Origin of the sequence: Marinoscillum furvescens DSM 4134, assembly GCF_003386095.1 — a bacterium.
In the GTDB taxonomy this organism is placed as follows: domain Bacteria; phylum Bacteroidota; class Bacteroidia; order Cytophagales; family Cyclobacteriaceae; genus Marinoscillum; species Marinoscillum furvescens.
Genome location: NZ_QREG01000013.1, coordinates 118736 through 134966, shown reverse-complemented (window position 1 = coordinate 134966; position 16231 = coordinate 118736). Strand labels below are relative to the sequence as shown.

The 16231-nt window shown below is 46.6% G+C and carries 14 protein-coding genes; 12 read left to right on the top strand and 2 right to left on the bottom strand.

The genetic code is table 11. The features are described 5' to 3' along the window. Positions 1 to 74 precede the first annotated feature (74 nt). The 5 genes from C7460_RS14290 to C7460_RS14270 all read left to right on the top strand — a co-directional run bounded on the left by C7460_RS14290 (position 75) and on the right by C7460_RS14270 (position 3810). Complete coding sequence (locus tag C7460_RS14290; protein WP_115868799.1) at positions 75 to 422, top strand: VOC family protein; 348 nt, start codon at positions 75 to 77, stop codon at positions 420 to 422. 71 nt (positions 423 to 493) lie between these two features. After that, the gene (locus C7460_RS14285; protein WP_115868798.1) at positions 494 to 937 is read left to right on the top strand and encodes an SRPBCC family protein; all 444 of its coding nucleotides are present in this window, start codon (positions 494 to 496) and stop codon (positions 935 to 937) included. Positions 938 to 1036: 99 nt separating this feature from the next. Continuing rightward, positions 1037 to 1630, top strand: coding sequence for a nitroreductase family protein (locus tag C7460_RS14280; RefSeq protein WP_115868797.1), 594 nt, complete (start codon positions 1037 to 1039; stop codon positions 1628 to 1630). Positions 1631 to 1654: 24 nt separating this feature from the next. Then, positions 1655 to 2374, top strand: a complete 720-nt coding sequence (locus C7460_RS14275) for a pirin family protein (protein WP_115868796.1) — start codon at positions 1655 to 1657, stop codon at positions 2372 to 2374. 287 nt (positions 2375 to 2661) lie between these two features. Then, a complete protein-coding gene (locus tag C7460_RS14270) occupies positions 2662 to 3810 on the top strand; it encodes a DUF4493 domain-containing protein (RefSeq protein ID WP_115868795.1) in 1149 nt (382 codons plus the stop codon). 72 nt (positions 3811 to 3882) lie between these two features. Here C7460_RS14270 and C7460_RS14265 read toward each other — a convergent pair whose 3' ends face one another. Next, positions 3883 to 4914 carry a PorP/SprF family type IX secretion system membrane protein gene (locus C7460_RS14265; RefSeq protein ID WP_245986370.1) on the bottom strand — a complete coding sequence of 344 codons (1032 nt, stop codon included), beginning with the start codon at positions 4912 to 4914 and terminating at the stop codon, positions 3883 to 3885. Positions 4915 to 5091: 177 nt separating this feature from the next. Here C7460_RS14265 and C7460_RS14260 point away from each other — a divergent pair, with 177 nt between their 5' ends. From C7460_RS14260 to C7460_RS14245, 4 genes are read left to right on the top strand one after another with little or no spacing between them, the layout of a single operon-like run. After that, positions 5092 to 9324, top strand: a complete 4233-nt coding sequence (locus C7460_RS14260; RefSeq protein ID WP_115868793.1) for a PKD domain-containing protein — start codon at positions 5092 to 5094, stop codon at positions 9322 to 9324. 6 nt (positions 9325 to 9330) lie between these two features. Then, entirely contained in the window at positions 9331 to 9918 is a 588-nt protein-coding gene (locus C7460_RS14255; protein WP_115868792.1) for a hypothetical protein, read from the top strand. Positions 9919 to 9939: 21 nt separating this feature from the next. Next, on the top strand, positions 9940 to 10299 hold the full coding sequence (locus C7460_RS14250) for a DUF4198 domain-containing protein (protein WP_245986368.1): 360 nt from the start codon (positions 9940 to 9942) through the stop codon (positions 10297 to 10299). Further along, positions 10299 to 13109 carry a FlgD immunoglobulin-like domain containing protein gene (locus tag C7460_RS14245; RefSeq protein ID WP_147302961.1) on the top strand — a complete coding sequence of 937 codons (2811 nt, stop codon included), beginning with the start codon at positions 10299 to 10301 and terminating at the stop codon, positions 13107 to 13109. Before C7460_RS14250 ends, C7460_RS14245 begins: the two co-directional genes overlap by 1 nt. On the opposite strand, the gene C7460_RS23805 is transcribed toward C7460_RS14245, so the two are convergent. Beyond that, positions 13106 to 13261 (bottom strand): hypothetical protein, encoded by a 156-nt coding sequence (locus C7460_RS23805; RefSeq protein ID WP_170148021.1) that lies wholly within the window; start codon positions 13259 to 13261, stop codon positions 13106 to 13108. The two genes, C7460_RS14245 and C7460_RS23805, sit on opposite strands and share 4 nt — an antisense overlap. Positions 13262 to 13343: 82 nt before the next feature. Here C7460_RS23805 and C7460_RS14240 point away from each other — a divergent pair, with 82 nt between their 5' ends. From C7460_RS14240 to C7460_RS14230, 3 genes are all read left to right on the top strand, one after another. Further along, positions 13344 to 14303 carry an L-threonylcarbamoyladenylate synthase gene (locus C7460_RS14240; protein WP_115868789.1) on the top strand — a complete coding sequence of 320 codons (960 nt, stop codon included), beginning with the start codon at positions 13344 to 13346 and terminating at the stop codon, positions 14301 to 14303. Positions 14304 to 14363: 60 nt separating this feature from the next. Beyond that, positions 14364 to 15560, top strand: a complete 1197-nt coding sequence (locus tag C7460_RS14235; RefSeq protein WP_115868788.1) for a phosphoglycerate kinase — start codon at positions 14364 to 14366, stop codon at positions 15558 to 15560. 117 nt (positions 15561 to 15677) lie between these two features. Continuing rightward, entirely contained in the window at positions 15678 to 16226 is a 549-nt protein-coding gene (locus tag C7460_RS14230) for a helix-turn-helix domain-containing protein (protein ID WP_221409530.1), read from the top strand. Positions 16227 to 16231: the final 5 nt, after the last annotated feature.

Sequence of the window (16231 nt, the reverse complement as noted above, 5' to 3'; positions counted from 1 at the left end):
TTCTCACTACTGGATAATTTTGATATGTTTATGGCGTAATTTATCGCAAAACTCTCTCACTAAAGAATAAGTTCATGATCAAAGGTGTGCACACCATGTTTTACAGCTCACGTCCTGAGGAGCTGCGAGCATTTTTTCGAGACAAACTAGGCTTTCCGGCACGTGATGTAGGCGAAGGCTGGCTGATTTTCGACCTACCGGAAGGAGACATGGGCGTCCACCCTACCGACACTGCCGATGGTGCCAAATCCGGCACGCGAGACATTTCTTTTTACTGTGATGACATTGCGTCTACGGTAAAGGACCTAAAAGAAAAAGGTGTGGAATTTGAAGGTGACATAGAAGATCACGGTTATGGACTGGTGACTTTCATCAAAGCCCCGGGGGACTTTCTGATCCAGCTCTATGAGCCAAAATACTAAATGCAGATAGTGGTGATGAGTGATAAAGCTGTTATCTTCTGAAAACGTTTTATCACTAACCCCCTGCGAAGATGAGTAATCCCGTTCACCTACAAGTGTCTAAGACCATATCGGCACCACTTAATAAAGTTTGGCATACCGTAGCCCTTGGCTTTGGCAATGTAGCCGACTACAACCCAGCCATAGCTAGCAGCCATCTGGAATCCGACACAACATCCGGCGTAGGCATGATTCGCCACTGCAATTTCCCAAAATCAGGCTATATCAAGGAGGAAATAATAGATTGGCAAGAGCTAAAAGCCTTTAAACTACGCTTTATAGAATCTTCAGTACCCATGGCCACCCTCGAAAGCAAATTCACTTTCGAAGAGGAAGAGGGCGCCACGCGTGTGGTACAGGACTTTTGGTTTCGCATGAAAGCTCCAATTGGATGGCTAAGTCCCCTGATGAAAGGAAAAATGAAGCAAACGCTCATCACCGGTCTGGAAGGACTACAGAAACACCTATCTAACTGATTATCAACAACAAAAACACACACTAGCTCATTTTATCAATTTATATGTAACTACATTTAATGTATAGTCGTTTATTAGCGAACCAACAAAGCAAAAACAATGGACACGCTAATATCAAAAGAAGCAAAAACAGAAGCGACACTGATACATGCAATAAAAGACCGGTGGAGTCCTCGGGCATTTGCTGCAAAACCTATAGGTGATGAGGAATTGCAAAACATGCTAGAGGCTGCACGGTGGGCACCCTCTAGTATGAATGAGCAGCCATGGAGGTTTATCTACGCCCATAAGGGAGAGCCTGCGCATCAGCAGATCGTAGATACCTTGATGTCGGGAAACCAAACCTGGGCTCAGCATGCACCATTACTAATAGTCACGATAATCAAAACGACATTTGACCGCAATGGGGCTCCAAACCGCAGCGCCCAACACGACCTGGGTCTGGCCATAGGCAATCTGACTATACAGGGCACGGCAGATGGCCTGAGTTTTCACCACATGGGTGGGGTTCACTTTGACCAATTAGCTGAGGCGTTTGCCATAACTGATGGATATGAACCTGTAACCGTAATAGCGGCAGGGTATCAGGGAGACCCAGACACATTGACCGATGAGCTCAAATCACGCGAATTGGCTCCTCGTAAGCGATTAACAGTAGATGAGTTTGCAGGACATGGCAAGTTTATCCGCTAATTCTAAATACTAAAAATACAGATCATGACCGTAATAAAACACAAGTCAGACAGCCGCGGACAGGCAGATTTTGGCTGGTTGCACAGTAGACATACGTTTAGTTTTGGACGCTACTTTGATCCATCCCGGATCAACTTCGGCGCACTGCGTGTACTCAATGATGACATAGTGCAGCCCGGGATGGGGTTTGGCACACACCCTCACGACAATATGGAAATCGTCTCGATACCGCTAAGCGGAGACCTGGAGCATCAGGACAGCACAGGCAATACCGAAGTGATCCGTACGGGTGATGTACAGATAATGAGCGCTGGCTCGGGAATTACCCACTCAGAGTATAATCACTCCAAGTCCGATCCGGTAAACTTTCTCCAAATCTGGGTATTGCCAAAAGAGCGTGACATTACGCCCAGGTACCAGCAGATAACTTTTGATCCTGCTCAGCGAAAAAACAAACTGCAAACCGTAGTAGCGCCTGATGATGACCGGGCACTTTGGATCAACCAGGATGCGTGGTTTAGCCTTGCAGATCTATCTCAAGACAAATCCCTTACCTACCAAACACGTCAGAAAGGGAATGGCATTTACACTTTTGTGATAGCAGGCGAGGTGAAGGTAAATGAAGCAAAGCTAGAATCTCGTGATGCACTAGGAGTTACTAGTCTGGATGAAATAGGCATCACAGCAACTACAGATGCACAACTATTGATTATAGAAGTACCTATGATAGAAAGCCCATATTAAAACGGATCACCGAAAATAGGTCCACCATTAAAACCGCCCTCTAAAGTCCAAAGCTGATCGACTGTGACTTTTAGGGCGGTTTTTTATTACCCCAATCTAAACCAGTAGAAAAGCCTGAGCCTCTATTATCTATTAAAATTAAGCAACAACGAACGGCATATAGACCGCCAGTACCCCAATCGAGGTAGGGCCACATTTACTGCTTTCGCAGCATAAAAAGGAGCTTGTATCAGCGGACCTTTACATCATCAATCATCTATTAAATAACCGCTAAACACTTTTCAATTATGCTAGTAAAAAGTAAAATGATTAACAAGCTGGTCCTGCTCACTGCAGTGATCATGAGTGCAGTATTTTCAAGCTGCGAACAAGATGAAGTACCTACACCTTCAGGTGAAACAGGCTACATGGCTGTCTCACTGAATGTATTCAACGTGGAAAGCATTCCCGGTAACAGCTCGGGAAGAGTGAGTCACGCTCCCAACCTGGGCCTCAATGATTTTGGGCTTACCATCTATCAGCAAGGCACCAACAACATCGTTTTGCAATACGCCGTAGGACAAATCCCATCTGACACCATTGAAATCATGGAAGGAGCCTATACAGCCGTACTGGACAATGAAAAGGATGCTGACATCACCATCGGCCACTACTCTGGCAGTCTGGATTTTAGCATCCAACCGCAGCAAGCCACGGACGTCAATGTCACCGTAGACTTGCAAGAAGTGTATTTCCAGTTTACACTCCCGGCATATTTCTACATCACCCACCACATCACTGTAGACAATGCAAGCGGACCTGTGGTAGTAGCAGATCAGGCCAATCCTTATACTGAGCTTTACCTGCCTACATTAGCAACTGCTCAGTCTTACGATTTTGCAGTAGTGAACAACCAGTCTGGATCCGTGATCGGTACCAGCTCGATAGTATCTGACACCAAAGGCAAAGGATACAACCTGACTATCACCCAACTGCAAGGTGAAGGATTATTCTCTGTGACCGTCGCTCCGATCGTGGTAGAAGATGAGCCGTTCACGCCGGTACCTACTCAGATTGAAGGATTTACAGGATACTTTGATGGTGCCAACTGGACTTCAACCAACAATGGATCTGCCACTGGCTACCAGTTCTCCCCTACAGCGTTGAGCTTTGATTGTCCTTCTGGTGGAGGTGGTTTTACATCCACTATCACGGTACCAGACAGTGGAGCTATTTCTTTCGATTATGAGTTGATCATCAGAACATCGGGTCAGTATGGAGACCGCATCGCCTACTCTGTAAATGGCGTAGAAACTCGCCTAAGTGTGGCAGGAAACGCCAATGGCACCGTATCCGTGCCCGTAGCAGCTGGGGACAGCTTTCAGCTGAGCACCTGGGGTACTACCCAGTCATCCAGCTACTATGGTTCCTTCAGCAACTTTGTATTCACATATTAACGATCATAATTTGGTCTAATGAGGGAAAGGGGGAGCCGAATAGGCTTCCCTTTTTTTAGTGCCAGGCGGCTACTAAAACAAGAAAGGTACCGGACACCTGAGCTCCCGCACTTCACGCGATGGCTTACGCGGATCAGCCAAGCTAAAGGCATAAATGATAGACACTTCATGAGCGCCACCACTGCCAATACCCAAGTCAGAAATGGTATAATCGAAGCTGTAACCGATAGTAAGATCGCCAGTATTGAAGCCAATCATAGAAATGATCGATTCGCTGTTTTTAGTACCTGTAAACCCATCGATAGGGATGCCCCGATACCAGGCGCCCAGCAAAACAGGCTCTAGTGTAAAATAGATTCCTGCATCGAGCTGCTTAAAGGAGCCCTGCTGCTTATAGTTGATAGAAGGCGTAAAGCTGCGTTCACGTCCTTTTTCTGGTCTTCTTGCTTTGGGATTGATATCAGAAAACAAGATCTTATAACCCCCATGGAGGGAAAACTTTCGAGGTAAAGGAGACTCACCCCCTGCCAGCGATTGATTGGGCTCCAATACATGGTGCATGGCTGCTCCAGCCCACATTTTGCCATTGTAAAGCACACCTCCAAAGGCCAGGTCCACAAACTGGGCATTCATGCCGGTATTGAAGGCCTCAGAACTTACGGGGCGCACCTGCCCTGTATTGTCAAACTGGTCACCAAATGTCAGCTCACTGAAATTGATATCGCGCCAATAATACGACACCTCCACCCCTGGCCTAAAAGTCCAGTCGTAGGTCAGATTTACCTGATAGGCGTATTGCAACCCTATATTGGTAGACTGTAAGCCCGCGATCCCCTCTTCGTCTCTGTTTACAATAAGTCCTAGCGCACTGTATTCCTCTTCAAAGAAATAATCGATGTAAAATGAATAGGTCCGGTAGTTGGCATCTATCTGCGGCCACTGATTGCGGTAGTTGATACCTGCACGTCCCTTTTGATTAATCCCTACCAGGCCGGGATTGAGGTACATCGGTGCAGCATAGTACTGGGAAAACTGAGGATCTTGTGCATGAGCTGTGTTCGGAGACCAACAACCAAAAACCATTGAAAAAACAATGATTTTCACAAGAATTGCGAGGCGATATGGATTTGTGGAGATCAAATTACGCGTATAAAGGTATTTTGATTAAAGTTGCTAAACTAGGTAATGTAACGTAAAGTTTAGCGTTAGTATTTTATGCTAAATTTACATTGTGTTGTGTCAGCGTGACAATTCCTGCATATATAACCCTTATTTCATTTGATGTCAAAGATTTTACGTTCAGGAGTATTTTTAGGATGGATGGCTTTAGGGCTCTTTTTCGGAGCTTCTGCCCAAAATATTACAGAAACTCAGTGGTATTTTGGTAATTCACCGGATCATTTGGTGTTTGACAAAAATGGCCGTGCACCTGTAGAAGAAGCGAATCAGGCCGTACCTTTTGGGATAAACGGGTCTGCGGTGATCGTGGACCAGGATAAAGGCAACCTGCTTTTTTACAGTGATGGAGAAAACATCTACGATGCCAGCCATACGTTGCTTCCGGGTTTGGGTGCCAATCGCCTCAATGCAGACCTGTCCAGGATTCATCCGGTGGTCACCAGCCCGCTAGGCGATGTATCATCGCAATTTTACTTTTTTACGCATACAGGTACTTCCATCGACTATTCCATAGTGGATGCTTCTCTCGTGGGCAACTCCGGCGTGTCGCAATACCCACTCGGAGACATTACCACTATCAATCAGCGCACCGGACTCACCGATGTGGGTGAACTACTTCGTATAGTCCCAAATGCTGATGGCGTACGCTACTGGCTCATCACTCAGGACATCAACACACTGGAGTTTCAAGTAACCGACATAAATATCGGAGGCATAGGTGCCACCAATACTTACAGCCTGATGGATAGCATCGCTCCTTTCGAAGCAGCGAACCTGGCTATAAAAGAAGACAGCACAGGTACTACTATCGCTTTTGTACCCCGGCAGGCCAATCGAAACACGCTACTGGCAAACTTTGACCCTATTACAGGAGAACTCACCTTTCAGCAGCAGCTGACCAACACTGGCTTTAATGACCAAAATGACCCGGTGATCTTTGATGCTGAATGGTCTGAAGACGGCAGCATCCTCTACCTCTCCCGCACTGGCGATAGCACCTCATTTGGTCAGGTACTACAAATAGACCTGCTAGACACCGCAGCAGCCACCCCGCGGGTTCGCACTGCGGTGGATTCGCTACACCGAAGCTTTGGCTTGCGAAAAGGCATAGACGGACGTATTTATCACCTGTATCAGGAAATGGTAGATGGCCCTTACAACCTGGGAGCAATCTTGAGCCCAGACAGCACCATAGACGAAACATTCATCTACAACCCGCTCGTGTTCGACGTGGATTACAATGGCAGGCAGTTTCCAGAGTTTGCCCCCGCATATATGCCTGGCAATTATTTCGATATGTCCATTACCTATCTAGACTCTTGCGAGCATAGCCCCACCAGGTTCATTGCACAAGTTGACCCATTACCCAACAACTACTTCTGGGCGTTTGGTGATGGAGGCTTTGGTGCTGGCCCTGCCCCTATCCATGAGTATGATCAGCCTGGTGGCTATTTTGTAACACTCACTGTAGAACTAAATGGATACATTCAGTCGCAAATACTTCCCTACGAATATAATCCAAGTGACTCTGTGGACCTTGGAAATGACACAACGATATGCGTAGAAGATTCACTTATTCTTGATGCAGGCGCAGGCATGCTACAGTACACGTGGAGTACCGGTGAAACCACGCAAACAATAGAAGTCGATACCACTGGCACCTATTGGGTGGAAGTAGTAACCAGCTCTGGATGTACGGCTTATGACGACATAGTGGTGACGGAGTACGGCGTCCAGCGAAACCTGGCCAATCAATGGTACTTTGGCGAGCAGGCAGGCCTTGATTTTAATTTTACCCCACCACAGGTGCTGGAAGACGCCAACCTCATGGACTCGCCCGAAGGGTGTGCCACCATCTCCGATCAGGATGGGCAACTACTCTTCTATACCAATGGCTCCACAGTCTGGAACAAAGAACATCAAATAATGATAAATGGCTCCGGCATTGGTGGAGACAGTACTTCTGCCCAATCTGCCATGATCATCCCTTTTGCCAATGACAACACCATGTTTTACATCTTCACCACGGAGGAAGTCTATGGAGACCACACCTTCAACTTGAAAATGTCCATTGTAGACATGAAAAAGGACACTGCCAGAGGACAGGTAATGATTAAAAATGTGCCCATCATCGAATGCAGTTCCGAACGGGTGACAGCCTCTGGATTTACAGGCACCCCCTGGCTCATGGCTCATGAGTATGGCAACAATCATTTTAGAGGCTATCAGATCAACAACAATGGAGTAATAGGTGCCATACACTCCGTGGCAGGCACCCATCATATATTTCAGGAAGAGCCACGTGCTACAGGCTACATGAAATTCGCACCAGGTGCAGGTATGCTGGCCGTAGTGGTGCCCGGCAGTCCCAATTACATTGACATTCTTGATTTTGATGTGGCTACAGGGCAGGTGAGCAATTCACGACTAATCAACATAGACGAACCCGGTAGCCAGGCATACGGCTTAGAATTTTCTACAGACGCCCTCAAGCTCTATGTGACCACCACAGGAGCCACTTCGCGTGTAATTCAGTACGATCTGGACAGTCTCAACACAGACAATGAAGTAGCCGACATAGAAGCTACAAAATTTGTATACCCAGACGCTCCACCTACCTCATACGGAGCCATGCAGATGGCCCCTGATGGACAGATCTATATTGCCATAGAAAACACCAACCAGCTAGCCACCCTCTCCTCCCCAGCAGGTGATGATGCCGGAGCGAACTTACAATTATCTAGCGTAGATTTGCTTTCACGTACGTCACGAATGGGACTACCTAATTTTACCCAGCAGGTGAGCTCACCATCTATGCAACCATCCATCACTACAGAAGTAGCCTGCCAGGGTGTAGAAACACGCTTCTCAGGCACTGGAAGGGATTCTAGCATTGAGTATTTCACCTGGGACTTTGGCGATGGCACGGTGATAGGCCCAGAACTCAACCTCACCGATACCTCTCATGTATATACGGTAGACAGCACTTACATCGTCACACTGACATTAACCAACAGATGTGATACGGCATTTACTCTTACAGATACCATAGAAGTCTTTACCATACCTGAAGCTCCAACAGTACCAACAGACACGTCACTGTGTGGAGGAGACATTGAGCTGGCGGCGTGGGACTCGGTACGTACAGATCTCAATTATTACTGGTCTACCGGTCAAACCACCCGTACGGTTACTTTTAGCAGTCCTCAGATTGTGGATGTAGCCATCATCAGTGATGAGGGCTGTTCATCAGATACGGTCACAGTCTTTATAGGTCAGGATGAAACGGTGATAGACATAGGTCCAGATGTGCAGATCTGCCAGTTTGATGATTTGTTACTTGATTCCAATGACCCGGGACCGGACTATCAATGGTACCGCGACGGTGTACCTGTAGGTAATCAGCGTACCCACCAGGTGAATACCAATACTCCGGGCACCTACATGTATCTGGTAGAAGTCACCAATGACATCACCGGATGTATATACACAGACAGTGCCGAAGTAGTGATTACGGCTGCCCCGGTCCATGAGCAGGTAGACGTGGTACCCGCAGAATGTGGTGAAGCGAACGGATCTTTTGCGCTCAGCGTAGACCAGACTGGAAACTTCAGCTACCAGGTAACAGGACCTACCAATGCCGGACCGTTTAATTTTGATGGACCAGGCACCACCCCACCGGTGACCGGTCTTCTAGCCGGCACATATGAGGTGACTATGGAAAATACCGTGACAGGCTGTAGTTATCTGGCCGTTTACCTGCTGGAAGACAATGCTCCATATGAAATGGAAGCAGTTGCGGAAAGTGAGTGTGCTAACACGGGAGATATTGCGATTACTTTTGGTGAACGTATACCAGCACAAGTGGAAATCAATGTGTATGATGATGCAGGTGCCAATGTATTTACACAAAGTCAGGAGCTGACAGAGCGCATTGTACGTGTCAACGACCTGGATAGTGGCAGCTACTTTGTAGAAGTCAGAGACCTCAACCCGCCGCACTGTGTACAGACAGACACCGTGCAGCTTGTGGTAACAGATGCGTGCTTCAGGCAAATATTTGTACCTAATGCATTTAGCCCAAATGGCAATGGACAAAATGAAGAATGGTTTGCGTTTCCTAATGAATATATTGAGAACTTCCAGGTTTACGTATACAATCGCTGGGGAGATCTGGTCTTTCACTCCAGCAATAAGAACTTCCGCTGGGATGGCACATTTGCCGGGCAATATGTACAGCAAGGCACCTATGCGTACAGAATGGTATTTACCAGTTCACTGGAGCCTGAGCAAGGCACCATCGAACAGTATGGCTCAGTGACAGTTGTAAAGTAAAACCACATGACCTTTTTTGATCAAATATATGAGCGACTTTTCCCTTCCAAACAAGCCGAAGGTGTAGTGATGCAGGAGCTGATCAAGCGAAAAGACTCCTACTTAGAGGACTATAACCGCTGGAAAAACAGCTATAAAAAAACGGATATGGTGCAGGCAGTGGCTGACAGCTACCGCTTAAAGCTAGACCGCATGGTAGGTGAACCAGATGTACACATCCTAAACACATCACTGTCCAATGGTTTTGCGATCTCCTACCACGAGCACTTAGGGGTGACCGAGTTTAAGTTTTTGTTCGACTGGCTGGCAGAAAAAGTACAGCAGCTCAACTATAAAAAAGCCAACGCAGACATAACCATTACTGAGAAAAAGGACTTTGTAGAGACCAAAGAGAAATACTACTTCAAACCCCGGCAGCTGAAAAATGAAACCGAAGAACTGCGGCAGTATTTTGGAAACATTTTGATTGAGCATATCGTGATAGACAAAAGGCCAAGCTATATCAAGCTGACAGCCAACACCTACAGCGATCGTCAGTATCAAAAACCTGACAGTTTTGAGCTTTTGGCTAAGTATTTGTTTGAAAATACCTAGAACGCACTAACAATGAGAATTATGAAATACATACTTTTTATCCTGTCGGCCATCTTAATGGTCGGATTGTTTTCGTTTAAACCTGCAAACACACAGCTACTTCCTACCAAACTAAAGATCACTGTACTGGACGGTCTGGGCAATCCCACCGAAGGAGTACAGGTAAAGATCTTTAAGTCTGAAGAGGAATACCGCAAAGACGAAAACCCAGTGGCAATTGGCCTAACAGATGAAAAAGGAAGAGTGACCTTTAAAGATGTGGAGCCTATTTCGTACTTCATTGATGCACGCAAAGGTGACATGAACAACGATGGAGAAGGTGTACAAACAGCCATATTACAAGAAGGTCGCACCAATAAACTAAACACAGTCATCGAATAGTGAAGAACGCACTCACGCTCACTGTATTTACGATTTTATGTTTTTCGATCCGGTTGCCCCAGTCGCAACCGGATTATTTTTTATCTTTTGTTTCTGCTCCTTCTGCCATAGGCAGCAAAGAAAACCCCACTGCACGATTCGAATATGAGCGGTCCATTTTGGCTGACCCATCTACAGGCGAACTTCCTTCGAATATTCGGAGCAAAGAACTTCAGTTTAGTGCTTCCATACCATCACGAGAGGCATTTGCCCGGCAAAACAACCTGCGCTACACCGAAACCACCTATACTGCTGTCGGACCCTTTAACGTAGGTGGCCGAACACGAGCTGCTGCTTTTGATGTTCGAGATGAAAACACCCTGATAGCCGGTGGTGTATCAGGAGGCATATGGAAAACCACCGACGGAGGCGTGGCCTGGCGACGCACCTCCGACCCTACCCTTAGAAATACTATCACCGCACTTGCTCAGGATACCCGTGAAGGAAAAGAGGATACCTGGTATTTTGGCACTGGAGAGCTGGTAGGCAACTCTGCCAAATCTCTGGCAGCGCCCTATAGAGGGGCAGGCATTTACAAATCCACTGACAATGGAGACTCCTGGCATGTATTGCCTTCCACTGTATCCGGATACACCCCAGATATATTCAACAGCCAGTTTCAATACACCTGGAGCATCTGCACCAACCCGGACAACCAGGAAGAAGACGAATTACTCGTGGCCACTTTTGGGGGCATTTTGCGCTCCAATGATGGCGGAAACACCTGGACCGCAGAGTTAGGTCAACGCCTTTTTGACTTACCCGACACTGAAGATCTCAACAATTCCACAGCACCCTTTTACACCAATGTACAACGCGCAGGTAATGGTGTATTCTACGCTACCTTATCTACCAAAACCAGCTCCAATCAACGTGCATCTGTCGCTGGCATCTTTGCCTCAGTAGATGGAAAAAACTGGACCAACATCACTCCAGGGGGCTTTCCTGAATACCACGAGCGCACAGTAATGGGCGCCTCCAGCGATGGGAAACACATCTATTTCTATACGCAAGGCACACAAGTTTACCTGTGGAAATTCACCTGGCAAGCTTCTACCCCTTATGTTCGTGGCCAGTGGCGTGACCTCACTGGCAACCTCCCTGCCTTTGGTGGCTCTTATGGCGACCTAAACACCCAGGGCGGTTACAACATGGCCATCGCTGTGCACCCCGACGACCCTACCACGGTATTCATTGGAGGCACTAACCTTTACCGGTCTACCAATGGATTTGCAACCTCCTCTTCTACTCAGTGGATAGGAGGCTACAGCACAAAAAATGACGCATCTGTGTATGAAGGGCACTATCCGGATCAGCACTTAATGTTATTTTATCCATCAGATGGGCGAAAAATGATTTCTGCCAATGACGGAGGGTTACGCAAAACCAACAACAATGAGGCAGACTCTGTAGCGTGGTTTAGCTTAAACAACGGCTATGTCACCTCGCAGTATTATACCATAGCGCAGCGCCATGATGCTGCCACCAATGAAATCATAGGAGGTATGCAAGACAATGGTACGTACATATCAAACCGGGGAGGAGAAAGCCCCACCTGGGACCGTGTATTGGGCGGGGATGGCGGGTTTTGTGCTATCACTCCAAATAGAGATTTTGTCTATGTATCCTTTCAAAACAGTCAGATCTACCGGCTCATTTTGAATGAAGATCAAAAGTTGCAGTCCTTTGCGCGTGTAGATCCTATAGGTGGAGGCAGCCGCGAAGGCCAGGGTTATCTGTTTATCAACCCGTACATTCTGGACCCAACCAATGCCAACCGGATGTTTCTTGCAGGAGGAGACGTGCTGTGGCGCAATGACAACCTTTCGCAAATTCCTGCTGGTTCGCAAAAACAAACGCTTGTGGGGTGGTCTGAAATAGAAGACACGCAATTAGCAGCCGGTACCTATACCGCCATAGAAAAATCCCCGGTACAGGACCTACTCCTGGCTGGCGTCACTGAAGAAACCCCTCGCATTCAAAAAATAATGAATGCCTCTGACCCTACTCAATCCGATGTGGAGACGATCATTTGGCCCGAATTCCCCAAAAATGGACACATCATCTGCATTGCGACTCACCCGGAAAGTCCTTCCGAGTTTGTAGTGGTATTTTCAAATTACAACGTTCCTTCAGTTTTTCACACCACTGACGGAGGCGTGACTTTTACAGATATCAGCGGTAATCTGGAGCAATACCCAGACGGCACCGGGAGTGGACCTAGTGTAAGGTGGGCCGAAATAGTCCCCACCACATCGGGCACAGCTTACTATGTAGGCACCAGCATAGGTCTCTATAGCAGTGAAGCCCTCAACGCGAGCAATACGCTATGGCTAAAAGAAAGTGATGACAAAATAGGCAATGCTGTAATAGCCATGATGGACTATAGAACGGTAGACGGTAAACTTATCATCGCCACTCATGGCAACGGAACCTTCCGCTCTTTTATACCCAATGCCAAGCTTTACCAACCTGGCAGCAGTGACTACACGACGCTACGTATCCACCAAAACTACCCGAATCCATTCCATAGAGAGACCGAGATCGTGTATGAACTGCCCGAAGATGGACTGACACGAATAGACATCTATGATAGCCAGGGAGCGCTCGTGAGAAACCTCTTGTGGGCACCTCAATATAAAGGAGTCAACCGGATCTCCTGGGATGGCACCAATAGTGCAGGAGTGCAATTAAAACCGGGAATCTACAGCTATGTAGTTCGGCAGGGAGACCAGCAGCAGGGAAAAAGGATGATCTATCGCCCCAACTAACGATAGGTAATCAGCGCCAGCGCATATGCCGCCACCATAAACCAAAACTTGTAATTGAGCAGGTTAGGTATGATGGACAGTTCCATTAGAACCAGTGCCAATACTATAATTACAGAGATTAATCGAAGCGTATTTCGGGTACTTTTATTCATAGCCGTAGGTTTATTTCGTAAATATATACCGCCTTATACAGTTGTCAATATTTTTGAAGATAATTGTGGTTGAATTGCGAAAATGGCAGAAATAGGTACCAATATAGCTGATGCAGTCACCCTCCTACGCGAAGGCAAACTTGTGGCCATGCCCACCGAAACCGTCTATGGTTTGGCGGGCAATGCACTGAATGAGGCTGCTATTTTGGACATCTTCAAGGTCAAAAACCGACCAAAGTTTGACCCACTGATTGCACATACAAACTCGCTGGAAAAGGTGAAAGCTATTGTCTCCCACCTCCCCTACAAAGCACAACAGCTAGCCGAGGCATTTTGGCCCGGCCCATTGACGATGCTTCTTGAGAAAAAGTCCCATATACCCGATCTGCTTACTTCCGGACTGCCTACGGTGGCTGTACGAATCCCAAAACACCCTGTCGCTCTCGAACTCCTCGGCGAACTTGATTTTCCACTAGCTGCACCCAGCGCAAATCCTTTTGGCTATGTGTCCCCTACTACGGCACATCACGTAGACAAGCAGCTAGGCAGCAAAATTCCGTACATTCTGGATGGTGGCGAATGTTCGATAGGCATCGAATCAACCATCGTAGGGTTTGACGAAAATGAAGAGGCCATAGTCTACCGGCTTGGAGGCAAACAAATAGAAGACATTGAAGCAGTAGTGGGTTCGGTGCATATACAGGTCAACCATAGCTCTGATCCTATGGCTCCGGGCATGCTAAAGTCACACTATGCCCCTGGCAAGACCCTGCGCATTGGAGATTTGGAAAACCTAATGGCTGAACATTCCAATGAGACCTATGGAGTCATCAGCTATCAGCGGCAGTTTGAACATTTAGATGCTGACCGCCAAATAACACTCTCGCCATCAGGGAATCTGGATGAAGCAGCCAGAAACCTGTTTGGGGCACTTCGCTCCATGGATGAGCGAGGCGTAAGCATTATACTCACAGAAAAATTTCCCGATATAGGGCTCGGCAGGGCGATTAACGACCGTCTCAAGCGGGCCTCAGTAAGATAAAGCTGCGGAAGCTTTGCTTTTTTAAACAGATCAAACAATTTAGCGCTAAAATAAGTGGATATGAGAACCATAGATGATTTTAACTTTAGAAACCGAAAAGCACTAATACGTGTAGACTTTAATGTTCCACTCGATGAGAACTATAAAGTAACGGATGACACACGTCTGAGAGCTGCTGTTCCTACGATCAAAAAAATAATAGATGAAGGCGGATCTGCGATCTTGATGAGCCACCTGGGCCGACCAAAATCGGGTCCTGAAGAGAAGTTTTCACTCAAGCACATCATTCCAGACCTCAGCGAAAAACTGGGAGTGAGTGTACACTTTGCAAGTGACTGCATCGGCGAAGAAGCTGCCGAAAAAAGCAAATCGCTTGGAAATGGTGAAGTGCTGCTTTTGGAAAACGTACGTTTCTATAAAGAAGAAACGAAAGGAGATGAAGCATTCGCAAAAAAACTAGCCAGCCTGGGTGACATCTATGTAAATGATGCCTTTGGTACTGCACACCGTGCACATGCCTCTACTACTATTGTGGCAGGCTCTTTTAAAGATAAGTGCTGTGGATATGTGATGAAGCAAGAGCTCGAAAACGCAGAGAAAGTTCTGGGTGAGCCTAAGCGTCCATTTACCGCAATCATGGGAGGTGCCAAAGTTTCAGATAAAATATTGATCATTGAGCGCCTGCTGGATGTAGCCGACAATCTGATCATAGGTGGTGGTATGTCTTACACCTTTTCTAAAGCAGAAGGTGGTAAAATAGGCAAGTCGCTACTCGAAGCTGACCGCATGCCACTCACCAAAGAGCTAAAGGCTAAGGCAAAAGAAAAAGGTGTAAACCTCATACTGCCTGTAGATACAGTGATAGCTGATGATTTTGCCAAAGACGCCAACAAGCAAACCGTAAAAGCAGGAGAAATCCCTGACGAATGGGAAGGTCTTGACATTGGCCCGGAATCTGTGAAGTTATTTGCCGATGTGGTAGAAAAGTCACAAACTATACTCTGGAATGGCCCAATGGGTGTATTTGAATTCCCGGCCTTTGCAGTAGGCACAGAAGAAATTGCCAAGTCTGTAGTAAAAGCAACCGAGAAGGGAGCGTTTTCTCTCATAGGTGGAGGAGACTCAGCATCTGCAGTCAATAACCTGGGGTATGGAGACAAAGTATCTTACGTAAGTACAGGAGGTGGTGCACTTCTTGAATACATGGAGGGTAAGGTACTCCCTGGTGTAGCTGCGTTAGAAGAGAAAAAAGACTGATTTTAAAGGATTTTTATTGAGGATGTCTAAAAAAGAGTGTGCTTTTTGGTACACTCTTTTTTTTATCCTGCTGATTATCAAAAAAATAGGTATTTTTGACCTAAAGAATCCTCCATTGTGATGGAAGAATGGAAAGTCTGGGAAAACGAGCAAATCCGCAACAAGTTTTTGGTCAGTAATTACGGTGAAGTAAAATCTCTTTATTTCGACCCGCCTAAATTGCTTAAACACTACAAAAACATGGGGTACCGTGCTATACCTACACGTAAGAAAGATGGGAAGAATACCCTAATCTACGTGCACAAGGTAGTGGCAGAACTCTATGTGCCCAATCCTGAAGGTCATACCCATATCATCTTCAAAGATGAAAACAAGGGAAATCCTGAAGCTGCTAATCTAAAATGGGTAAGCAAAGAGGAGTTTAAGGAGCACATGAGCAAGTACCATAAGTCTGCGTATACCTATGATAAGGAGTTTACCCCTAACAACAAGCTAACACGTACGCAAGTGGCAGTAATCAAAAAGATGATGGCTGACCCTAATCGAAAAACACGTGTGAAGATCATAGCAAAACAGTTTGGGGTATCTGTGGGGACCATTTTTAGTATAAAACGCGGAGACTCCTGGAAACATGTAAAACCAGCCGGCTCCAAAAAAGGAGAGTAACTCTC